The organism is Bradyrhizobium sp., assembly GCF_019242285.1.
Lineage (GTDB): Bacteria > Pseudomonadota > Alphaproteobacteria > Rhizobiales > Xanthobacteraceae > Bradyrhizobium.
In genome coordinates, this window is sequence record NZ_JAFAVV010000743.1 from 1 (window position 1) to 18,257 (window position 18,257).

The window sequence follows — 18,257 nt, forward strand, 5'->3', positions numbered from 1 at the left end:
GCTGGCACGGTTGTTGAGCGACTGGGCGGTGAAGAAGTTGGTGGGATTGTCGAGGGCCGTATTGACCTTGTTGCCGGTGGCGAGGTCATTCTGGGTGGTGGCGAGCAGCGACGCGGTCGACTGCAGCGAGAGCAGATTCTGGCGGACCGAGGCCGAGAGAACGATACTGGCCATTATTCATACCTTTCTGGTGTGAAAAACAGTTACTAAGCTCCCGACCTTCTTGGTCGGGCGACCTTCGTGACGGTGAGGCCAAACGGCTAAAAAAGCCTAAAATGGTTCGACGCGGCGGGACCTTCCGTTCACCCTAACGGGACCTCCCTATCTCCAAAGGCGGTCGCGGCATCCGTTGACGCCCTTGATCCGACTGCATATTCGCGCGGCAATACCGCGGTTAACCGGACATTAACCTTGATCGGAAAGGATCGGTCCGCACGCGCGGGGAGGCGCCAAACTGGTGCGCCCGTGACGGAGCGAAATCCGGGGTACACCGGCCTCGATCGATCGCCGGCGTCAGCAGCGGCAACGGAGAACGAACATGTCCCTGAAAGTCGAGCTGAAGCCGCATGAACGGATCATCATCGGCTCGTGCGTGATCACCAATACCGAGCAGCGCGCGCGGTTGTTGATCGACGGCGACAACATCCCGATCCTGCGCGAAAAGGACATCCTGACGCCCGAGACCGCCGACACGCCGGCGAAGCTGATCTATCTCGCGGTCCAGCTCATGTACATCTCGCCGGACGGACAGGCCAATCACGGCACCTATTTCAACCTGGTGCGCGACATCGTCACCGCGGCGCCGTCGACCTGGCCCATGATCGAGGCCATCAACACTCACATCCTGGCCGGCGAACTCTATCTGGCGCTGAAGGAGACCAAGAAGCTGGTCGCCTACGAAAAGACGTTGCTGGATCAGGCCGAGGAACTTCGCCGCAAGCGCGGTGTCGGCTCGGCGGCCTGACGCCGGGACGCCGTCCCAGGCGAACGCCGCTACACCGCCAGCGGCGGCGCTTCGACCTCCACGACCGGGCGTTCTGCCGCCCGGCGCGCCCCGAATTCCAGAACCGCCGCGACCAGCCGGTCGATGTCGCCGATGCCGGTGCGGTGATTGACGATGGCCGCCCGGATCGCGAGCTGGCCGTCGAGCATGGTCGCCGACGGCGCTGCAATTCCTGATTCCTGCAGGTTGATGACGATCTCGCCATTGACCTCGTTGGCGTCGCCGCTGCGGTAGCGGAAGCAGACGATGTTCAGGTTGACCGGCGCCAGCAGTTCCAGCCGCGGCTCGGCCGTGATGCGTCCTTCCAGATATCGCGCGAGCTCGCAGCACTGCTTGATGACGGCGCCGAGCCGCTCGGTGCCGTAGGTTTTCAGCGTGAACCAGGTCTTGAGCGCGCGAAAGCCGCGCGACAGGTCGGGTCCGAGATCGCAGGGCCAGAGCGAGCCGGCCGCCAGCCCGCGCGTCTCGCGCCGCAGATAGGCCGCCGGCGCCGCGAATGCATCGCGGTGCCGCTCGCCATCGCGGACCAGCAGGAAGCCCGCATCGTAGGGCACCTGCCCCCATTTGTGAAAATCGAGAGCGATGGAATCGGCAGTCTCGATCCCCACGAGCTTCGGCGCGACCTCGTCGGACAGAATGCCGAGCGCGCCGAACGCGCCATCGATATGGAACCAGAGCTTCTCCTCGCGGCAGAGCGCGCCGAGCGCGACCAAGTCGTCGATCGCGCCGACATCGACCGTGCCGGCGGACGCCACCACCAGGAACGGGCTCAGCCCTGTGTCACGATCGCGCCGGATCTGCGCGCGCAGCGCCGCCACGTCGATGCGATGAGCCTGATCAACTGCAACAGAACGCAAGGCGTCGCTGCCGAAGCCGGCGATATCCATGGCCTTGCTGATGCAGCCATGTGCGGCCTTCGAGGTGTAGGCGGTCAGCAACGCTCCCGCCTTGCCGAGGCCATTTCGTCGCGACGGCTTTCCGAGGGCGCAAGTCCGCGCCACCAGCACTGCCAGGAGATTGGCCATCGACGTGCCGGTGACGAAGATGCCGCTCGCGCCGGTCGGGAAGCCGAACATCTCGCGGGTCCATTCGACGATCTGCCGCTCGACCTCGATCGGAACATGATCGCGGCCACCGAGATTGGCGTTCAACCCGGCCGCGAGCATCTCCGCCAGCATGCCGACCACCGAGCCGCCGCCATGCACCCAGCCCATGAAGCCCGGATGGGTGTTGCCGGTTGCATAGGGCGCGATGAAATCGGTGAAGGTGCGGTAGACCTCGCCGAGCCCGGAGGACTTTCGCGGCAGCGCCTCGCGGAACTGGGCGCGCGCGACGTCCGGGATCGGTTGCCAGACCGGACGTTCCCGGATGGTGGCGATGTGGTCGATCATGTCATCCAGCATGCGATGACCAAGTAGACGGAGTTCGTCCCAGTCCTTCGGGTCGAGCGAGGTCTCCGATCCCTCCTGCGCCGGGGATTCGCTGGAAGACCCGGTCACGCCGCCTGCTCCCGTGCATGCGCGGCCCGGCGCTCCAGCATCGCGGCAAACGCCTCGAATATCATGCGCATCTGCGGCCCCTTGTACGGAAAGACGTCGGGCGGATCCATGTTGTGAACGACGGCGGTGTTGTCGGCCTCGAAGATCAGGAGCGTGCCCTCTTTGGTCTCGGCGCAATCGATGATGAAGTAGTCGAGGCCGATGCGCTCGGCGATCTCGGCGAGCGCGCTGCGGTGCCGCCGACCGAAGCCGATATCGAAGGTGCGCATGAACGTCTCCTCCTCGAGGCGCTTCTCCGCGCTGTGGTTCATGCCGGCGTTGAGGTACCAGATGTCCCAGCGGTCGGCGACGGCCATGTGGCAGGCATAGGGCGTTCCGCCGACGATCACGACGCGATATTTGCGGAACCGTCCGTCCTCGCTGGCATAGTTGACGAACCGGGAGACGAAGAACTCCCGCTCCGCGCGTTCCCCGAGATAGACGTGCATCGCCGCACCGTCATCGATCTTCGCAAGCCCGACGCCGGCATGCGATCCGCGCGGCCGGACGATCAAGGGAAAACGGAGCCCGGCGTCGATTTCCAACGGTGCCGCGGCTGAAGCCGGGACCTGCGACAACTGCTCGCGCGTCGCGCCGATCGTGGCCGGAATCGTCAGCCCCTCGATGCCTGCGAGCAGCCGGTGCAGCTTGTCGCGGTCGAGATTGCAGACGAGCTTGGGCGGGTTGAGCAGCGGCCGCGGCCAGCGCGCCGCAACCGCATCGATCTTGGCGAGCGCGTCACGGCAGTCCTCGGAGTCGGAGGCGATCACGATGGCGACGTCGTGCGCGGGCAGCGACTCGGGCAGTTCGGCCTCGCCGGTGACATAGAGGACCATCAGCTCGATGCCGGAGTGCTCCAGCAGAAATTCGATCGGCGTGTTGCTGCCCATGTCGGTGGCCGCCGCCAGCGCGAGCACGCGAAGCCTGGGCCGATCCGAGATACAGGGCGGCCGGAACAGCCGGTGCTCCCGCAGGATCTCGTGCTGGATGGAGAGGCCGGCCTGCTTGTCGCCGAGCAACTGTGCGATCAGCGACAGGTCGATGGCCTCGCCCGCCTCGATGCTGCCGTCCAGGAGCTTGGCGATCAGCTCCGCCCAGAGCGGGCGCAGGTTTTTGCCGTCGAATGCCATCTTCGCAAGCTTCGCCATTCCCATGCGATCGGCGCACACCGCCTCCGAGACGTCGAGGGATTTCAATTCCATCATGCTACTCCGACGATTCCAGCCGGTCCGAGCGAGCGGCCAGCAGCTCGATTTTCGCGATCGCGATCGCGATGCGATCGATCTCGCGCTCCAGATTCTGCCGAGCAATACCGGGGATCGAGGACCAACTCTCGGTCACGACACGCGCACCGAGACAAAGCCGCAGCGCCGCGGTGGGCCGTCCCCCTCCGTTGTCGATGCGCACGGGCTGGCCGAGCAGGCAACGCCGGGAAATGATTTCGCGATCGGCCATGTCGCCCGCGACGGTCTCGCCAAGATCGAGTCTCAGGGCGCGGTACAGCAGCCGACAATCCTCCGCCGAAAGCGGGACGCCGTCGCGCCAGACCAGGAACGGAAAGATGGTTGCCTCGGCGAACTCCTCGTCGTCATTCGGCGCGGGGCCGCGCGCGACGGGTGACAGCGACGGCGACAACGCGATCAAGCCCTCGATCGCCCGTCCCAGCTCGCGGAGCGCCAGCGCGCGAAAGCTCTGCGGCACCTGATGATAGGCGGCGATCTCGCTGAGCGCGGCTTCCCAGCGCAGCCACTGACCGAAATTCGGCCGGCTTTCGAATTGCGCGCGCAGCGCGCTCCACGCCTTCGGCCAATCGCTGCGGCCGGCATAATCGGCGAGCCCGGCGGCGATCCGCCGCCCGGGATCGAGCCGGCGCGACAGCCTTGCCGGCACCAGCAGCGCCCCGCTGAACGCAGGACCGCCGAAGAACTTCGAGCCGGTGATCAGCACCATGTGGCCGCGTTCGAGATGGGTGCGGAGCCGACGACGGCCGAGACGCATCTGACAGGCATCGACCATGACCTGGACCTTGTCGGGCCAGCGTCTGGCGATCTCCTCGAGGCAGGCTTCGCCGGGCGCATGCCAGCCGAGCTTGGACGAGTCCATGATCTGCAGCAGCACGCCCGAGCCGCTGGCGATGGCGGTCTCGACGGCCGCCAGCACCGCCGCATCGATATCCGGGTTCGGCCTGATCTCCGGCCCGGTCGCCAGGAGCGGCGGCATCACGCTGTCGGCGGCCAGCCCCGCGATGGGCGTATCCCTGACCACGGCACGTCCGCCCGCGGTCTTGGCGCTGAAATGGCGGCCACGCGCGGTGAACGCCGTGCCGCTGCCGGTCTGATCGGCGCCGACGACGATGCTGGTCCGTCTCGGACCCAGCGCGCCTTGCGCAAGCGCAAGCGCATGAAGCTGCGAGTCGGTGCCGGACGGCGAAAAGACCACATCCGCCTCGTCGCCGGAAAGCCCGAGATGGCCGCGCAGCTCGTCGCGCATCGCCTCGATGCGCGCATCGAATGCTTCCTCCAGCCCCAGCGCGAGAGCCGAACGTATCAGCTCCTCGCGCGCCAGGCCTGCGCGTTGATAGGCCCGCTCGGAGATCGGCGAGGCGGTGCTTGATGAAAGGCACAGAGTCTCCGGCGCAGGCGCCGGTCCGCAGCCGTAGTCGTTGAGGCCGCAAGCGCGATCGAGCGTCAGCCGGGGATCGCCGCCGCGCACCAGGAGATGCTCGAGCGGCATGAACAGTTCGGACAGTCCGGACGTGTGCCGAGCCGGCTCGAAGCCCGCCGCATCGGTGATCCGCAACTCAGGCGCCGCACGCTTCATCCGCACCGTCTCGATATCAAGCCGCGTCCCGCGCACCCGGCGCCGCCACGAACTGCGAGGCGACATCGCCACGGAACACTGACGGCCCGACATGGTCGAGCCGGCTCTCGAGATCGGCCCAGATCTCGCCGCCAATGTCGGTCCAACGCTTGCAGAAGGCGAAGTCCTCGCTGAGATAGGTGCCCGTCGCCGGATCGATCATGCATTCGAACAGGGCAAAACGATTCGGGCTGCCGGCCAGCGCATCATGGGAATGCTCGCGGGCGAACCGCAGCGACGCGTAGTCGGGGTGCGCGCACATCCGCTCGAGCACGTGGCGGCGGATCATCAGAAAGCCGGTGCCGGCGTAGCGCACCCGGGTGAAACCGTTGACGACCGCGACATGGTCGGGATCGTTGACCTCCAGCACGTAATCGAGCGCGGCGGCACCGAGATCCGGCCGGCCGGCCTCCATCCCGCACCGCGCCTTGCTCCAGTTGACGCGCTTGATCGGGTAGACGCCCGCCACGACATCGGCGCCCGATTCGATCAGGCGGAACACCTGATCGGGCGTGAAGCCGATGTCGGCATCGACGAACAGGAGGTGGGTTGTCGAGGGATTGTTGAGAAACAGGGTCACGAGATTCGCCCGCGCCCGCGTGATCAGGGCGTCGCCGTCACGCAACTGCACGGTCAGGCCGACATTGGACATGGTCTGCAGCGCGGTCTGCAGTGCGAAAATCGAGGAGACGTAGATGCTCGACACCTGTCCGCCGAAACAGGGCGTGGCGATCACGAGCTCGATGCGGTCGGTCATATTTGCCTCCGGAGCGCCAGACGACGCCCTCATTTCTGACCAAAGCCTAAAGAGGCGTGGTTAATGAATGCCTAACGGCCGGGTTCCGCCGCTCGTCAAAGGTACTTGGTCAGGGTGAGCTGGGCGAGCATCGCCGTGGTCTGATAGGACGCCGACAGGTTGTTCTGGAGCTGCAGGATCTCACTGGCCACCTGGTCCTGCGAGATGCCCTCGGTATCGGCGACCAGGTTCTGCAGCGCGGTGTGGGCCTGGGTCTGTTGCGCCGTGACGTTCTTGATCGTGGTCTGCGCGTTGGCGAAATCGGTCTGCATGTCCTGGATGGTCTGCTGGCCCGGCTGCGGCGTCAGGCCGGCCGCGATGCGCTGGCTCAGCGCCGAAACCATTGCGGGCGAGTTGGTGTTGGTCGGCGATGCCGTGACCGCGGCGTACACCGCGACGTTCTGAAGCTGCTGACGGATGGCCTGCTCGTTGGCCTGTGCGCCGAAATCCACCGTCTGCGCGGAATCGATCCGCGCCGTCGAGGTGTCGCGGGCCGGCCCGGGCCCGGAATTGCCCGTGTACCAGCCAACCGTAGTGGCGGATCCGTTCACCAGGCTGACGGCAGAGCCGAGCGGCGAGCCTGAGACCCGCAGCGGCGGCTGTGCCGCGGTCACCGTGCCGCTGAAGCCGAGCGCGGCGAAGGCGGTCACGTTGTTGCTCGTGATCGAGAAGGTCGAGGCATCATCGGTGTGCAGCGTGATCGCACCGCCATGGATGGTCGACGGCGTCGACGTGCCGGTGATCTGGTCGATCTTGTTGAGCAGCGTCTGCACGCTGTCGGTCACGTTGAGCTGGTTGCCGGTGGCGCCCGAAGTGATGAAGGTGATCGTGGTGCCGTCGACCGTGATGGTGTTTCCGGGTGCAAAGCCGGCGGAGAGCGAGTCGCTGCCTGCCGTGCCCGACAGCGCGGTCGCCCCGGAGATCGGCGCCGCCGGCACTGCCTGGTTGTTGCCCGCAAGCCCGGTGGCCGTGCCGTCGGTGTTGAAAAAATTGTCCCCCGCCTCGACCGCGGACGCCGCCACCAGCGACGTATTGGCGAGGGTCGAGATCGACGAGGTGAGCGTCGTGTTGAAGTTCGACGCGGTCGCCGCGGGTGTGGCGCCGATGGTGAAGCCGCCCGCCGGCGGCGGCGACTGGCTGGTCGCGGTCAGCGTGAAGGAGCCGGTCGTGCCGTCCGGCTCGTTGAAGCTGAGGGTGATCTGGTCGCCCGGATTGGGATTGCCGCCGGCGAAATCGACCGTGATCCCGACCGGCGAGCCGGAGGGGCCGGTCACCGTGGCATTGGTCAGCGACGACGACACGGCGTTCAGCTTCAGTCCGAAGGGCGAGCCCGCGACGTCCTCGGCGACACTGGTCGCGGTCGTCGATGTCGGAGGTGTCCCCGTTCCCGGCGGGGTGACGACCAGCCGGCCCATGCCGTTGCTGCCGAGATCGGCCTGCTGGCGCTCGGCGATCACCTGCTTCAGGCCGGCCTGGGTGCCGGTGCCGTTCAGGATGGTGTCGGCGGAGGCGACGGCCTGGATGTTGATGGCGGTGCCCGAGAAGACATAGCGGCTGCCGACCTGGGTATTGAGGATGCCGACCATCGCGGAAAGCTGGGACAGCGCATTCTGCTGGCCGATCGTCTGCCCGCCACTCGTCAGATTCTGCGGCGTCGCCGCCGCCTCGCTCTGCACGCTGCCGCCGATCTCGGACATCGTCTGCAGGCCGGTATTGACCGCGGAGATGATGGTGTTGACGTTGGTCATCGTGGTGCCGAACGCCGACATGTTCGCAAGCTGCGCCCGCGCTGCGATCGCGAAACCCTCGTTGACGCCCATGCCGGCGTAGTTGGTCGACTTGACGCCGCTCGAGAGCTGGGTCGAGAGGTTGGTGAGCTGATCCTGGATGTTCCGCACGGACTGACCGAGCAGAGACGAAGCGTAGTTGATACTGCTGATCGACATGTTGAGCGCCTTACACTTGTGCCTGCAACAGGGTCTGCATCATGCTTTGAACGACCGACATCAGGTGCGCATTGGCTGCATAGGTGTTCTGCACCTGGATGAGGTTCGACATCTCGGTGTCGATGTTGACCGCCGAGGTCGAGTTGAACTTCTGCTGCAGCGTCGAGACCACCACGCTCTGGCCCTGCTGGAGCTGCGTTGCCAGCGTCGAGGCATTGCTCTGCTGGCTGACGAACTGCTGCAGATAGTCGGTGACCGTGCCCTTGAAGGGCTGCGCGGCCGAGCCGAGCCCGGTCGACGGCGAATAGCTGAACTTCGCGGTGGTGAGCTGCGAGAACAGGAAGCTGGAGCGTGTGTTGTCGCCGGCGGCGGTGGCCGGCGAGGTGCTGTAGACGCTGAGCGCCGACGGATTCGCGAGCACCGCCGAGTTGACGGTGATGCGTCCGGCGAGCCCGGTCATCTGCGAGCCGGTCGCGGTGTACTGCCCCGTGTAGAGCGAGCCGCCGTCGGTGAACAGCGGCAATTGCGCCTGCCCGCTGGCGAGCGAGGTCACGGTGGTCGTGGTCGAGGCCGCGTTCATCGTCGCCTGGCCCGAGCCCTGCACGGTCAAGGTCGAGCCGGAGCCGGAGAACGACAGACCGCGGCTGCCGAGCGCCGCGTTGAGCTGGGAGACGGCCGAGGCCATGCCGAGCGAGAGATTGACACCGACCAGCAGCGGATTGGCATTGATGCCGTTCTGCAGCGGCAGCGCGGCCGGATCGGTGACGTTGACGACCGATATCTGGTGCTGGACGTTCGAGGAGTCGGTATAGGTCAGGTTGATCGTGTTGCCGGGCTGCACCGCCGACGTATTGACGCTGAAGCCGGCGGGCGGCCCTGTGACCGCGGTGCCCGCGGTCGTGACATCGGACAATGACGACGCCATCGTCGCGGCGAGCTGGTCGACCTGGTTCTGCGCCTGGACCAGGGTCTGGTCGCGCAACTTGATGTCGGCGGCGATCTGGCCCGAGCTCAGCACCTTGTTGGCGACCGCGTCGATCGAGGCGCCGTTGGGCAGCTTGATATCGAGCGCGCCGACGCCGGACAGCGAGGGATTGGTATTGTACTGCTCGGTTGCGCTGAGTGCGCCCTGCGAGGTGTAGATGAATTGCGAGGCGAGGCCCTGGCCGACGAGCTGGATGCCCGAATTGGTGAAGATGCTGACCTGGTTCGAGGAATCCGGGACCACGCGGATGTCGGCGAGCTTCGACAGGTCGTTGATGGCATTGTCGCGCTGATCCATCAGGGTCGCGGCCTGCGGATCGGTCGCGCTCATGCCCTGCAGGCGGCTGTTGATGCTCGCGATCTGCTGCATGTCGGTGTTGGCCTGCGCCGCCGAATTGCCGATGTCCTGATCGACATTGGTGCGCAAGGACTGGATGCCCTGCGTGGTCGAGTTGAGCTGAGAGGCCAGCGCCTGCGCCGACGACAGCGCGACGCTCTGCGCCGACGAGTCGCTCGGGCTGTTGGACAAGGATTGCAGCGCGGTGGTGAAATTGTTGAGCGCGCTCTCGAGCGTGCCGTCGCCGCCCGGCGTGCCGTAGACGCTCTGAAGCTGGCCCAGGATGTTCGAGATCTGGTCGGCATAGGCGCCGCCCGAGGTCTCCGTGCGCAACTGGTTCTGCACGAACAGATCGAGCTGGCGGTTGACGCCGGTGACGTCGACCGTCGCACCATAGGTGCCGCTCGAAACCTCGATCTGATTGGGGTTCTGGGTGACGTAACCCGGTGTCTGCGCGTTGGCGATGTTCGACGAGATGATCGACAGCGCCGCCTGGTTGGCGCGCAGACCCGACATTGCAGCGGCAAGGGCCGAACTCAAACCCATCTCAATTGCCCACCTTTACTCGCCTGCCTCGTGCTGCGCCTCAGCGCAGCACGTTGAGCAGGTCCTGAACCATGTTGTTGGCCGTGGTGATCACCTTGGTGTTCGCCGAATAGGCCTGCTGGGTGACGATCAGCTTGGTGAACTCGTCGGCGATGTCGGTGTTCGAGCTTTCCAGCGACGAGCCGGCGATCGTGCCGGAGGCGCCGATGATCGCGGGCCCGGACAGGTCGGTGACCTGGTAGGCACCGCCGTCCAGCGCCTTGAGGTAGTTGGTGCCGTTGAAGTGCGACAGCGTGACCTGGGCGAGATCGATGTTCTGGCCGTTGGAGAACGTACCGATCACGAGGCCGTTGTTGCTGATGGCGACCGATTGGAGCTGGCCGGCGGCAAAGCCGTTCTGAGTGATCGTATTGATGGTGGCGGAGCCGCCGGAGCTTGCGAATTGCGTCAGCGCGCCGGAGGAGATGTTGACCGAGAGATTGCCGAGTCCCTGCCCGTCGACGGTGACGGAGGGGACGGTGATCGACGAGCTGGACGGCGACACCAGCGCGCCGTTGGCGTTGAAGGTGAAATTGGTGCCGGTGTTGATCCAGGCCGCCTGGGTGCCGGTCGCCGTGGTCGAGGTCTGGTAGAACAGGTTCCAGGTGTCGGTGTGGCCCGAGCCAAGCGAGGCACTGTCGGTCTTGGCCCAGCGCAATTGCAGGTTCACCGGGGTGCCCGCGGCGTTGTAGGCCGTCACCGCGCCGCCGGAGATGGATTCGTTGGTGAAGGTCTGCAGGTCGTTGCCCGTCACGATGCCGGTGCCGACATTGGTGCCGGGGGCGCGCGACTGCGTGATCGGCACCGTGGCGAAACCGAGCCCGTGAAGGGCTGTCGTCGCGTTCGACGTGCCGGCGCTGATCGTCAGGTTCTGCGCAGTGCCGGTATGCAGGGTGATCTGGCCGCTCCCCGAGACGGTGGCGGTCGCGCCCGTGATCGCCGAAATCTTGTTGAGCAGCGCGCCGACATTGTCGGTGATGTTGAGCTGGTTGCTGCCGCTGGCGCCGGACGCGACGAAGCTGATGGTCGTGCCGTCGACCGTGATGCTGTCGCCCGCGGCGAATCCCGCGGCCAGCGAGTCGCTCGGCGATGTGCCCGACAGGGCCGTGGAGGTCGTGATCGCGACCGGCGGCGACATCTGGTTGTTGACGGCGGTGCCGGTGATGGTGGCGTCGACGGGCGGCGCCGCCGAGCCGATCGGCAGCGGATTGGTGGCGAAGTCGGAGGGATTGAGACCGCCTTCGGCCGTGATCGTGCCGGCGGTCGACGTGGAGCTGGCCGGGGTCTTCGGCTGGGTCGGCAGGTTGGCGGCATAGGTCACCGCGGTGGTCGCCTGCGCCGGAATGAAGTTGTTCTGGAATTGCAGCACCTGCGGCACGTTACCGGTCGGGTTGCCGGTCTTGGCGTCGACCGTGACGCCCATCAGGTAGTAGCCGGCGCCGTTGACGAGGTTGCCGTTGGCGTTGACCTGGAAATCGCCGCGCCGCGTGTAGTCGGTCACGCCGCTGAACACCGGGACGTTATCGGTGATCGAGGTCGGCTTCTGCACCGAGAAGAAGCCGTCACCGTTGATCGCCATGTTGGTGGCGACGGTGGTGGTCGAAACGGTGCCCTGGGAGCTGATCGTCTGCTGGGCCAGCGCGGTCACGCCGCCGGCCACCTGCTTGTTCGGCGTCGTGGAGTCGGGGATCAGGTCTTCGAACGTGGTGCCGATACCCTTGTAGCCGATGGTCGAAGCGTTCGCGATGTTGCCCGAGATGTTCTGCAGCGCGAAGGATTGCGCCCCGAGACCACCCACCGCGGTCGTAAGCGCGTCGAAGATACCCATGAACTTGTCTCCACATTCGATACAGCGGCCCGGCCGACGGGGCATGTGGGACCGCAACTCGCGAAGACACCTCGCAAGCGGCATGCCAGGATGGGAACTGGCGCTATTTCAATGACTTGAATGACAATGCCCCGGCTGGAGACCGGGGCACATTTGCCGGGCGGGCAACAATTGCCGGGCGACAGGCGCCAGGTCGTCAGGTTGCCGACGGGGCCGCCGGGTGAAACACCAGCGCCACCCCGTCCATGCAATAGCGCAGCCCGGTGGGCTTCGGACCGTCGTCGAAGACGTGGCCGAGATGGCCGCCGCAGCGGCGGCAATGCACCTCGGTGCGCACCATGCCGAAGGTACGATCCTGGGTCTCGCCTACGGCGTTGTCGAGCGGCTTGAAGAAGCTCGGCCAGCCGGTGCCGCTCTCGAATTTGGTCTCGGACGCAAACAGCGGCAGGTCGCAACCGGCGCAGGCGAAGATGCCCTTGCGGTGCTCCTTGAGCAGCGCGCTGGTCCAGGGCCGCTCCGTGCCCTGCCGGCGCAGGATGTCATACTGCTCGGGCGTCAATTGCGCGCGCCAATCGGCGTCGCTCTTCTCGATCTCGAACTTCTCGGCGGCTGTCACCGGCGAAACCCTGAGCCAGCGCAAGGCGGCGAGCCCGAGCAGGCTGGCGACGGAGACAAGCAGGATCCGGCGGTCGATCATGGGGCTCTCCCTGCGGCGACAATGGCGTTTTCGCCTCCAGATACGCTATGCTGATCGCTGAAGTTACACGGCCCGAAACGGAAATCTCTCACAATGTTGCGAGGCTAGATCCCTTCGCCTTCCCCGCGATCGGCGGGAACGCGCGGCTCGGACGTTGGCAGCGGGGACGGCGGCCGAATTGGCCGCGGACGGCCCTGCGGCGGGTTTCCCCGGGGCGCCCCGGCCGGCGGCGGCCGGCGCGGCTGCGGCCGGATCGCGGCCTGGCGGTTGGCCTCGGCGAGCCGAACCTCGCGCAGGCGGTCCTGGACCAGCACGCGTTCGCGATGCCGCGCCAGCGCGCCGGCCGCGGCCGAGCTGCCGCGCGACCACAGCCCGACGAAGTAGCCCGCTACCCGTCCCGTCACCCCACCGGCCCAGACCAGCTCGAACGGCGAGAACAGTTTCCAGCGATCATCGCCCCACAGCATGGCGCGGGCGATCAACTGTCCGGCCATCGCCGAGGTGTTCAGGCCCTGCCGACCGAAGCCGCTCGCCACCCACAGGCCTTTGCGCAATTGGCCGACCTGCGGCATGCCGTGCACGGTCTGGCCGATGGCGCCGCCAAAGGTCTCCGCGATCGCGATCCGGCCGAGCTCCGGAAAGACGGTGCGGATCCGCCGCGCGACAGCGCCGGCAAAGCGCCTGGGCTGGCCCGCCCAGGTGGTCTCGGGACTGGCCCATAGCAGGCGGTCGCCATCGACGATGCGGAAATGATCGATGCCCTCGCTGTCGATCACCGATCCGCGGAACGCGATCGACGCCGCCAGCCGCCCCCCCAGCGGCTCGGTGAGACCGGCGTAGCGCCAGACCGGCAGCAGCGTATCCGACAGCCGCTTCAACGGCGCGCCGAGATGGACGTTGCCGGCCAGCACGATGTGCGTGGCGCGCAGCCGCGCCGACGGAGTCACGATGCGCTTGCGGATGCCGGACGAATCGATGCCGACGACCGGCGTATCCTCGAAGATCCGCGCGCCCGAGCGGAGCGCCAGCGACGCCAGGCCGTGAACGTAGCTACGGCCGTCGATCTGGAACGCCTTCGGATAGTGGATGCCCTGGAAATAGCGATCGGTCTTGAGCTCGCCGCGCACGCGATCGACCTGCCAGGCTTCGGCGTCGGTGCCGAAATCCTCGTTCAGCATCTGCAGGCGGCGGACGAGCCCATCACCGGCATCGACATTGGAAACCTCGAGCGCACCTTCGCTCAAGGAGATGCCCGGCATGTTCTCCTCGGTGGCGATGGAGCGGATGAACTCCATGCCCTGCCGGGACAGCGACCATACTTCGCGGGTGTCCTGCAGGCCGATGCGCTCGATCACCTCGCCGACCGGCAGGCCATAGCCGGGCAGCACGGTGCCGAGATGATGGCCCGATGCGTTCCAGCCGATCTGCCGTCCTTCCAGCACGGCGACCCCGGCGCCGAGCCGCGCCGCCTCCAGCGCGACCGTCAGGCCCGCCAACCCGCCGCCGACCACGCAGACGTCGACGTCGAGATCGAAATTGAGCCGTGCGTGATCCGGCTGGCTTGCCGCACTGCGTCGGTTGGTAGCGCTTGTGGAAGTCTCGCTCATGCCGTTTTCTTAGGGACCCTTTCCCGCTTTGTCACCTTGTCCTAAGGATGCGTCTGTAGACTATTCAAGGCGAGACGAATCGAGACCGTGCCCATGCGCCGTTTGATGCTGCTGCGCCACGCCAAGACCGAGCACGAGGCGCCATCGGGCCGCGATCAGGACCGACGCCTCGACGAGCGCGGCCGCAGCGATGCGGCCGAGATCGGCGGCTGGCTCGCCCGGCATCCGCCCTTTGCCGACATCGTGCTGGTCTCGCCCGCGGTGCGGGCCAGGCAGACCTGGGAAATCGCCTGGGAGGCGATGAAGGATATCGTTTCACCGCCGCAGGTCGAGTTCTTGCCGGCGCTCTATGGCGCCGATCCGGGCCGACTCCTGGAAGCCGTACACACCGCCGACGAGGCCGAGCGGATCATGCTGGTCGGACACAATCCCGGCATGCATGAATTGGCGCTGGGGCTGACCGGCGGCGGCGCAGCAGCGGGCAGGCAGGCGCTCGCCGAGAACTTGCCGACATCGGGGCTCGTGATGTTCGATTTCGCGGTCGACGACTGGACCGACGTGGCATTCCGCCGCGGCAGGCTGGTTCTCTTTGTCAGTCCGAAACTGTTGAAGCAGACTTCGAGCGACTAAGATCGATTCTGCTGATCTCACGGGTGAGAGGAGGCGCAGATGTTCAACTCCATTCTCGTGCCGATCGATCTGGCCGATACCGATCTGGCCAAGCCGGCGATCGCGACCGCGGCGACCTTGTCAGAGACCTGGAAGGGTACGGTGCGGCTGTTGAACGTGCTGCCGATGACGCCGGTGATGCTCGCCGAATACGTGCCTGCGGATTTCGACGAGCAGCAGCGCCAGACATCGGAGGAAGCGCTCGCCATCGTCGCCCGCGAGTCCGGCATCGAGCAATCCAGAATCTCGACCGTGGTGCGCCAGGGTGGCATCTACCACGAGATCCTCGAGGAGGCCGCTGCCGTCAAGGCCGACCTGATCGTGATGACCTCGCACCGGCCGGCGATGCGGACCTATTTCCTCGGCTCCAATGCCGGCCATGTCGTGCGCTACGCCAAGTGCTCGGTGCTGGTGGTGCGGCACTGAAAATGGCGCGCGGTTCAATGAAAGACTGGTGGCGGAAGTGGACTTATGAAATGCCGCTCGCGCTCGGCGACATGCTGTGGGACGTCCTGGTCGTGCAGTTCGCCGCCTTTCTCGACCGTCTGACCTTGCGCAAGGCGATCGAGTTCGTCGTGATCGCCGTGCTCGTGATGGCGTTCGTGCAGACGTTGCCGATCGACATTGCGATCCTGTTCGCCGGCGACACGCTGATGTATCTCGAGATCGCGCTCGCGATCCGGCTCGCCGCGGGCCGGGATTTCTTCGTCGCAGCCTTCCGCCTGGCGATGCGGCTCGCGCGCCTCGCCATGCACGCGCTTCGCCGTGCGCACGGCTACACCATCTCGCGCATCAGCCGCCGGCGCGAGCCGCAGACCCGGCCTCGTCTCACACCGTCGCGCGGTTCCGATGATCCCGAAGCGGATGCCGGCATTGCCTGGGGCGCGCCGGCGCTGGCCTGATGGCGTTGGCGAGAAGTCCGGTTCGGCAAGCCGCCCCAACTGCTAAAGCTTTATCCGTTCCGATGGAATCGGAACGGAAGCTCTAGCTTCTTTGTTTTGACGCGTTTTCTTCACGCGAACCGGTAGCCACTTCGCTCGAAAACGCTCTAATCGCTCTCGAATCCGAACAGCTTCGCGGGATTGTGAACGAGGATTTTCTCCAGCGTCGCCTGGTTGGGCGCGTAGCGGTACATCAGCTCCAGCAGGTCGGCATCATTGGGCGGCTCGACGACCGAGACCGGATGCGGCCAATCGCTGGCCCAGACGCAGCGATCGGGTGCCGCCTCGATGTAGGCCCGCGCGACCGGAACGACGTCGTTCCAGGGCGGGCCCGCCTTCGACGTCTTCTCGCCGAGCGAGAGCATGACCCAGAAATTGCCTTTGGTCAGAAGCTCCAACATTATCTTCAGGTTCGGATCCTCGTTGCCCCGGGCCGGGTCCGGCCGCGCCATGTGGTCGATCAGCACCGGCACGTCCAGCGACTGATATTTCTCGACGCTCGATCTGATGCCGTCCTTCTCCGGCTGGATCTTCACATACCAGCCGAGCTCGCGGATCCGGGCGATCGCGCGCGCAAAATCCCGGTCCGACAGCACCGCGCCGAGCTCCTGGCGAAACGAGAAGCGCGCGCCGCGCACGCCCGCATCATGCAGCTTGGCGAGATAGGCATCGCTCGCCTCGGCGAACACCAGCGCATTGGCGCAGCCGCGATAGTTCGTCCCCATGGCGGCGAGGGCGTCGAGCACGACGGCATGATCGGCGCCATAGGTCGTGGTCTGCACGATGATGCCGCGCTCGATGCCGAGCGCCCTGTGCATGCGACGCGCGGCGTCCCAGGTCGCACTCGGCATCTGATAGGCAGCGCCGGGCCGGACCGGATATTTCTCCAGCGGACCGAGCACGTGGAGCTGGCTGTCGACGGTTTGCGGCGGTGGCGGCTTCGACGGCCGTCGCGGGTCCGGGTTGAACGGAAGATAAGTCGGCACGGATCATTCCCTCTCGTCGATCACGGCGGTGAAATCGCACTGCACCAGCGCGCCGCCTGCCATGTCCATCTGCATCGAATGACGCGCCGGACGCGAATGCTCGTCGGGAAACATTTTCAGCCACTCGACATTGAGCGGACCGCGCTGGGCGCGGTCCTGGAGCCAGACCGTCACTTTGATGATGTCGTCGGTGGACCCGCCGGCCGCTTCCACCGTCGCCTGCATGTGGGCGAACACGTTCGCACACTGCACCTCCAGGCTTTCCGGCATGCTCCCATCTCCCGGATTGCGGCCAAGGATGACGCCGGACATCACGAGACCGCCGATGCGGCAGGCGTTGGGAATCGGATTTCCGTGCCTGAAGCCGCCGATGTGGATGCTCCTGCGCCGCCCTTGGGCCGTCATGATGCTCATTCCCTCTCGTTGGTTGCCCTGCCCGCTCAATCGGTCGACTTCGGGGTCGGGCGCCGCGGCTCGTCAGTCGCTCACTCGGCCTTGATGTTGGCCTTCCGCACCACCGGAATCCACTTCGCATCCTCCCGCGCCAGATAGGCCGTGAACTCCGAAGGCGTCATCGCGACCGCCTCGGCGCCGAGCTTGTCGAACTTGTCCACGACCGACGGGTCTTTCAGAACCGCCGCCATCGCATCGTGCAGCTTGTCCACGATCTCGCTTGGCGTGCCCGCGGGCGCAAACAGGCCGGTGAAGGTCTGTGCATCGAAATCCTTGAATCCCAGCTCGCCGAATGTGGGCACATCGGGCAGCGACGGAACGCGATGCGCGCTGGTCACCGCGAGCGCGCGGACGTTTCCGTTCTTGATGTAGGGCAAGCCGACCGAAATCTGATCGAAGGCGAACTGCACCTGTCCCCCGATCAGGTCGTTGGTCGCCGGTGCGTTGCCGCGGTAGTGCACGGTGACCCATTGCAGGCCGAGCGAGGACTGCGCGAGCTCGCTGAGAAGATGGTTGGTCGTGCCGGGTCCGGGCGATGCCATGGTCAGCTTGCCCGGCTCGCGGCGCGCCAGATCGAAGAACTCCTTGGCCGACCGGGCCTGCACCGACGGATGGACCTCGAGCACCAGCGGCGTCATCGAAATCGACGTGATGGGAAGAAAGTCACGCTGCCAGCGATAGGCATCGCGCTTGTTGACCTCCGGCGCGAACAGCACCGGCCCGTTGGCGCCGACGAACAGCGTATAGCCGTCATTGGCCGATTTCGCGAACATCTCGCCCGCGATCAGCCCGCCGGCCCCCGGCTTGTTGTCGATGATGAATGGCTGGCCGAGCCGCTCCTGCAGCTTGTCGGCGACGATGCGCGCGGCGCTGTCGACATTGCCGCCGGGCGGGTACGGCACGATCAGCCGAACGTTGCGTGCCGGCCACGGTTCGGCCGACGCCGCGCCGGCAAGCAGCGTCGCGATAGCGGCCGCCGCTAGAGCGAAGAATCTCATCCGTATCCCCCCAGGCCATGCGAAGGCGCG

16 protein-coding genes and 1 pseudogene are annotated in these 18,257 nt (G+C 66.1%); 4 read left to right on the forward strand and 13 right to left on the reverse strand.

Annotated features, from left to right (window positions below; all coding sequences use genetic code 11):
- Window positions 1-174 (reverse strand): annotated as a pseudogene (locus JOY90_RS30280) (flagellar protein); the annotation flags it as partial.
- A gap of 364 nt (window positions 175-538) precedes the next feature.
- Here JOY90_RS30280 and flbT point away from each other — a divergent pair.
- A complete protein-coding gene (gene flbT / locus JOY90_RS30285) occupies window positions 539-964 on the forward strand; it encodes a flagellar biosynthesis repressor FlbT (RefSeq protein WP_291694771.1) in 426 nt (141 codons plus the stop codon).
- A 29-nt stretch (window positions 965-993) separates the two neighbouring features.
- On the opposite strand, the gene JOY90_RS30290 is transcribed toward flbT, so the two are convergent.
- From JOY90_RS30290 to JOY90_RS30330, 9 genes are all read right to left on the reverse strand, one after another.
- Window positions 994-2,502 (reverse strand): aspartate aminotransferase family protein, encoded by a 1,509-nt coding sequence (locus JOY90_RS30290; protein ID WP_291694772.1) that lies wholly within the window; start codon window positions 2,500-2,502, stop codon window positions 994-996.
- Complete coding sequence (locus JOY90_RS30295; RefSeq protein WP_291694800.1) at window positions 2,499-3,689, reverse strand: hypothetical protein; 1,191 nt, start codon at window positions 3,687-3,689, stop codon at window positions 2,499-2,501. Before JOY90_RS30295 ends, JOY90_RS30290 begins: the two co-directional genes overlap by 4 nt.
- 58 nt (window positions 3,690-3,747) lie before the next feature.
- Window positions 3,748-5,361, reverse strand: a complete 1,614-nt coding sequence (locus tag JOY90_RS30300; protein ID WP_291694801.1) for a hypothetical protein — start codon at window positions 5,359-5,361, stop codon at window positions 3,748-3,750.
- 16 nt (window positions 5,362-5,377) lie between these two features.
- Complete coding sequence (locus JOY90_RS30305) at window positions 5,378-6,157, reverse strand: hypothetical protein (protein ID WP_291694773.1); 780 nt, start codon at window positions 6,155-6,157, stop codon at window positions 5,378-5,380.
- 95 nt (window positions 6,158-6,252) lie between these two features.
- On the reverse strand, window positions 6,253-8,142 hold the full coding sequence (locus tag JOY90_RS30310) for a flagellar protein (RefSeq protein ID WP_291694774.1): 1,890 nt from the start codon (window positions 8,140-8,142) through the stop codon (window positions 6,253-6,255).
- 10 nt (window positions 8,143-8,152) lie between these two features.
- On the reverse strand, window positions 8,153-10,009 hold the full coding sequence (gene flgK / locus JOY90_RS30315; RefSeq protein ID WP_291694775.1) for a flagellar hook-associated protein FlgK: 1,857 nt from the start codon (window positions 10,007-10,009) through the stop codon (window positions 8,153-8,155).
- A 40-nt stretch (window positions 10,010-10,049) separates the two neighbouring features.
- Window positions 10,050-11,876: a flagellar hook-basal body complex protein gene (locus JOY90_RS30320; RefSeq protein ID WP_291694776.1), complete on the reverse strand. Its 1,827-nt coding sequence runs from the start codon at window positions 11,874-11,876 to the stop codon at window positions 10,050-10,052.
- A gap of 196 nt (window positions 11,877-12,072) precedes the next feature.
- Window positions 12,073-12,573 carry a peptide-methionine (R)-S-oxide reductase MsrB gene (gene msrB, locus JOY90_RS30325; RefSeq protein WP_291694777.1) on the reverse strand — a complete coding sequence of 167 codons (501 nt, stop codon included), beginning with the start codon at window positions 12,571-12,573 and terminating at the stop codon, window positions 12,073-12,075.
- A gap of 104 nt (window positions 12,574-12,677) precedes the next feature.
- Entirely contained in the window at window positions 12,678-14,180 is a 1,503-nt protein-coding gene (locus tag JOY90_RS30330) for an FAD-binding oxidoreductase (protein WP_291694778.1), read from the reverse strand.
- A 93-nt stretch (window positions 14,181-14,273) separates the two neighbouring features.
- Between JOY90_RS30330 and JOY90_RS30335 the strand changes: the two genes are divergently transcribed.
- The 3 genes from JOY90_RS30335 to JOY90_RS30345 are packed head-to-tail and all read left to right on the forward strand — an operon-like array spanning window position 14,274 to window position 15,751.
- Window positions 14,274-14,810 carry a histidine phosphatase family protein gene (locus JOY90_RS30335; protein WP_291694779.1) on the forward strand — a complete coding sequence of 179 codons (537 nt, stop codon included), beginning with the start codon at window positions 14,274-14,276 and terminating at the stop codon, window positions 14,808-14,810.
- Window positions 14,811-14,849: 39 nt separating this feature from the next.
- Complete coding sequence (locus JOY90_RS30340; RefSeq protein WP_291694780.1) at window positions 14,850-15,275, forward strand: universal stress protein; 426 nt, start codon at window positions 14,850-14,852, stop codon at window positions 15,273-15,275.
- A gap of 50 nt (window positions 15,276-15,325) precedes the next feature.
- Entirely contained in the window at window positions 15,326-15,751 is a 426-nt protein-coding gene (locus tag JOY90_RS30345; protein WP_291694781.1) for a hypothetical protein, read from the forward strand.
- 146 nt (window positions 15,752-15,897) lie between these two features.
- Here the strand turns inward: JOY90_RS30345 and JOY90_RS30350 are convergent, their stop codons facing one another.
- From JOY90_RS30350 to JOY90_RS30360, 3 genes are all read right to left on the reverse strand, one after another.
- The gene (locus JOY90_RS30350; RefSeq protein ID WP_291694782.1) at window positions 15,898-16,776 is read right to left on the reverse strand and encodes an amidohydrolase; all 879 of its coding nucleotides are present in this window, start codon (window positions 16,774-16,776) and stop codon (window positions 15,898-15,900) included.
- Between the two features lie 3 nt (window positions 16,777-16,779).
- Window positions 16,780-17,181 carry a RidA family protein gene (locus JOY90_RS30355; RefSeq protein ID WP_291694783.1) on the reverse strand — a complete coding sequence of 134 codons (402 nt, stop codon included), beginning with the start codon at window positions 17,179-17,181 and terminating at the stop codon, window positions 16,780-16,782.
- Window positions 17,182-17,261: 80 nt separating this feature from the next.
- On the reverse strand, window positions 17,262-18,227 hold the full coding sequence (locus tag JOY90_RS30360) for a tripartite tricarboxylate transporter substrate binding protein (RefSeq protein WP_291694784.1): 966 nt from the start codon (window positions 18,225-18,227) through the stop codon (window positions 17,262-17,264).
- Between the last annotated feature and the right edge of the window lie 30 nt (window positions 18,228-18,257).

Coding starts and splice junctions, on each gene's coding strand:
- JOY90_RS30355 (WP_291694783.1), bottom strand. CDS start 17,181: ATGACGGCCCAAGGGCGGCGCAGGAGCATCCACATCGGCGGCTTCAGG.
- JOY90_RS30320 (WP_291694776.1), bottom strand. CDS start 11,876: ATGGGTATCTTCGACGCGCTTACGACCGCGGTGGGTGGTCTCGGGGCG.
- JOY90_RS30305 (WP_291694773.1), bottom strand. CDS start 6,157: ATGACCGACCGCATCGAGCTCGTGATCGCCACGCCCTGTTTCGGCGGA.
- flgK (WP_291694775.1), bottom strand. CDS start 10,009: ATGGGTTTGAGTTCGGCCCTTGCCGCTGCAATGTCGGGTCTGCGCGCC.
- flbT (WP_291694771.1), top strand. CDS start 539: ATGTCCCTGAAAGTCGAGCTGAAGCCGCATGAACGGATCATCATCGGC.
- JOY90_RS30295 (WP_291694800.1), bottom strand. CDS start 3,689: ATGGCGAAGCTTGCGAAGATGGCATTCGACGGCAAAAACCTGCGCCCG.
- JOY90_RS30300 (WP_291694801.1), bottom strand. CDS start 5,361: ATGAAGCGTGCGGCGCCTGAGTTGCGGATCACCGATGCGGCGGGCTTC.
- JOY90_RS30340 (WP_291694780.1), top strand. CDS start 14,850: ATGTTCAACTCCATTCTCGTGCCGATCGATCTGGCCGATACCGATCTG.
- msrB (WP_291694777.1), bottom strand. CDS start 12,573: ATGATCGACCGCCGGATCCTGCTTGTCTCCGTCGCCAGCCTGCTCGGG.
- JOY90_RS30335 (WP_291694779.1), top strand. CDS start 14,274: ATGCGCCGTTTGATGCTGCTGCGCCACGCCAAGACCGAGCACGAGGCG.
- JOY90_RS30360 (WP_291694784.1), bottom strand. CDS start 18,227: ATGAGATTCTTCGCTCTAGCGGCGGCCGCTATCGCGACGCTGCTTGCC.
- JOY90_RS30330 (WP_291694778.1), bottom strand. CDS start 14,180: ATGAGCGAGACTTCCACAAGCGCTACCAACCGACGCAGTGCGGCAAGC.
- JOY90_RS30345 (WP_291694781.1), top strand. CDS start 15,326: ATGCCGCTCGCGCTCGGCGACATGCTGTGGGACGTCCTGGTCGTGCAG.
- JOY90_RS30310 (WP_291694774.1), bottom strand. CDS start 8,142: ATGTCGATCAGCAGTATCAACTACGCTTCGTCTCTGCTCGGTCAGTCC.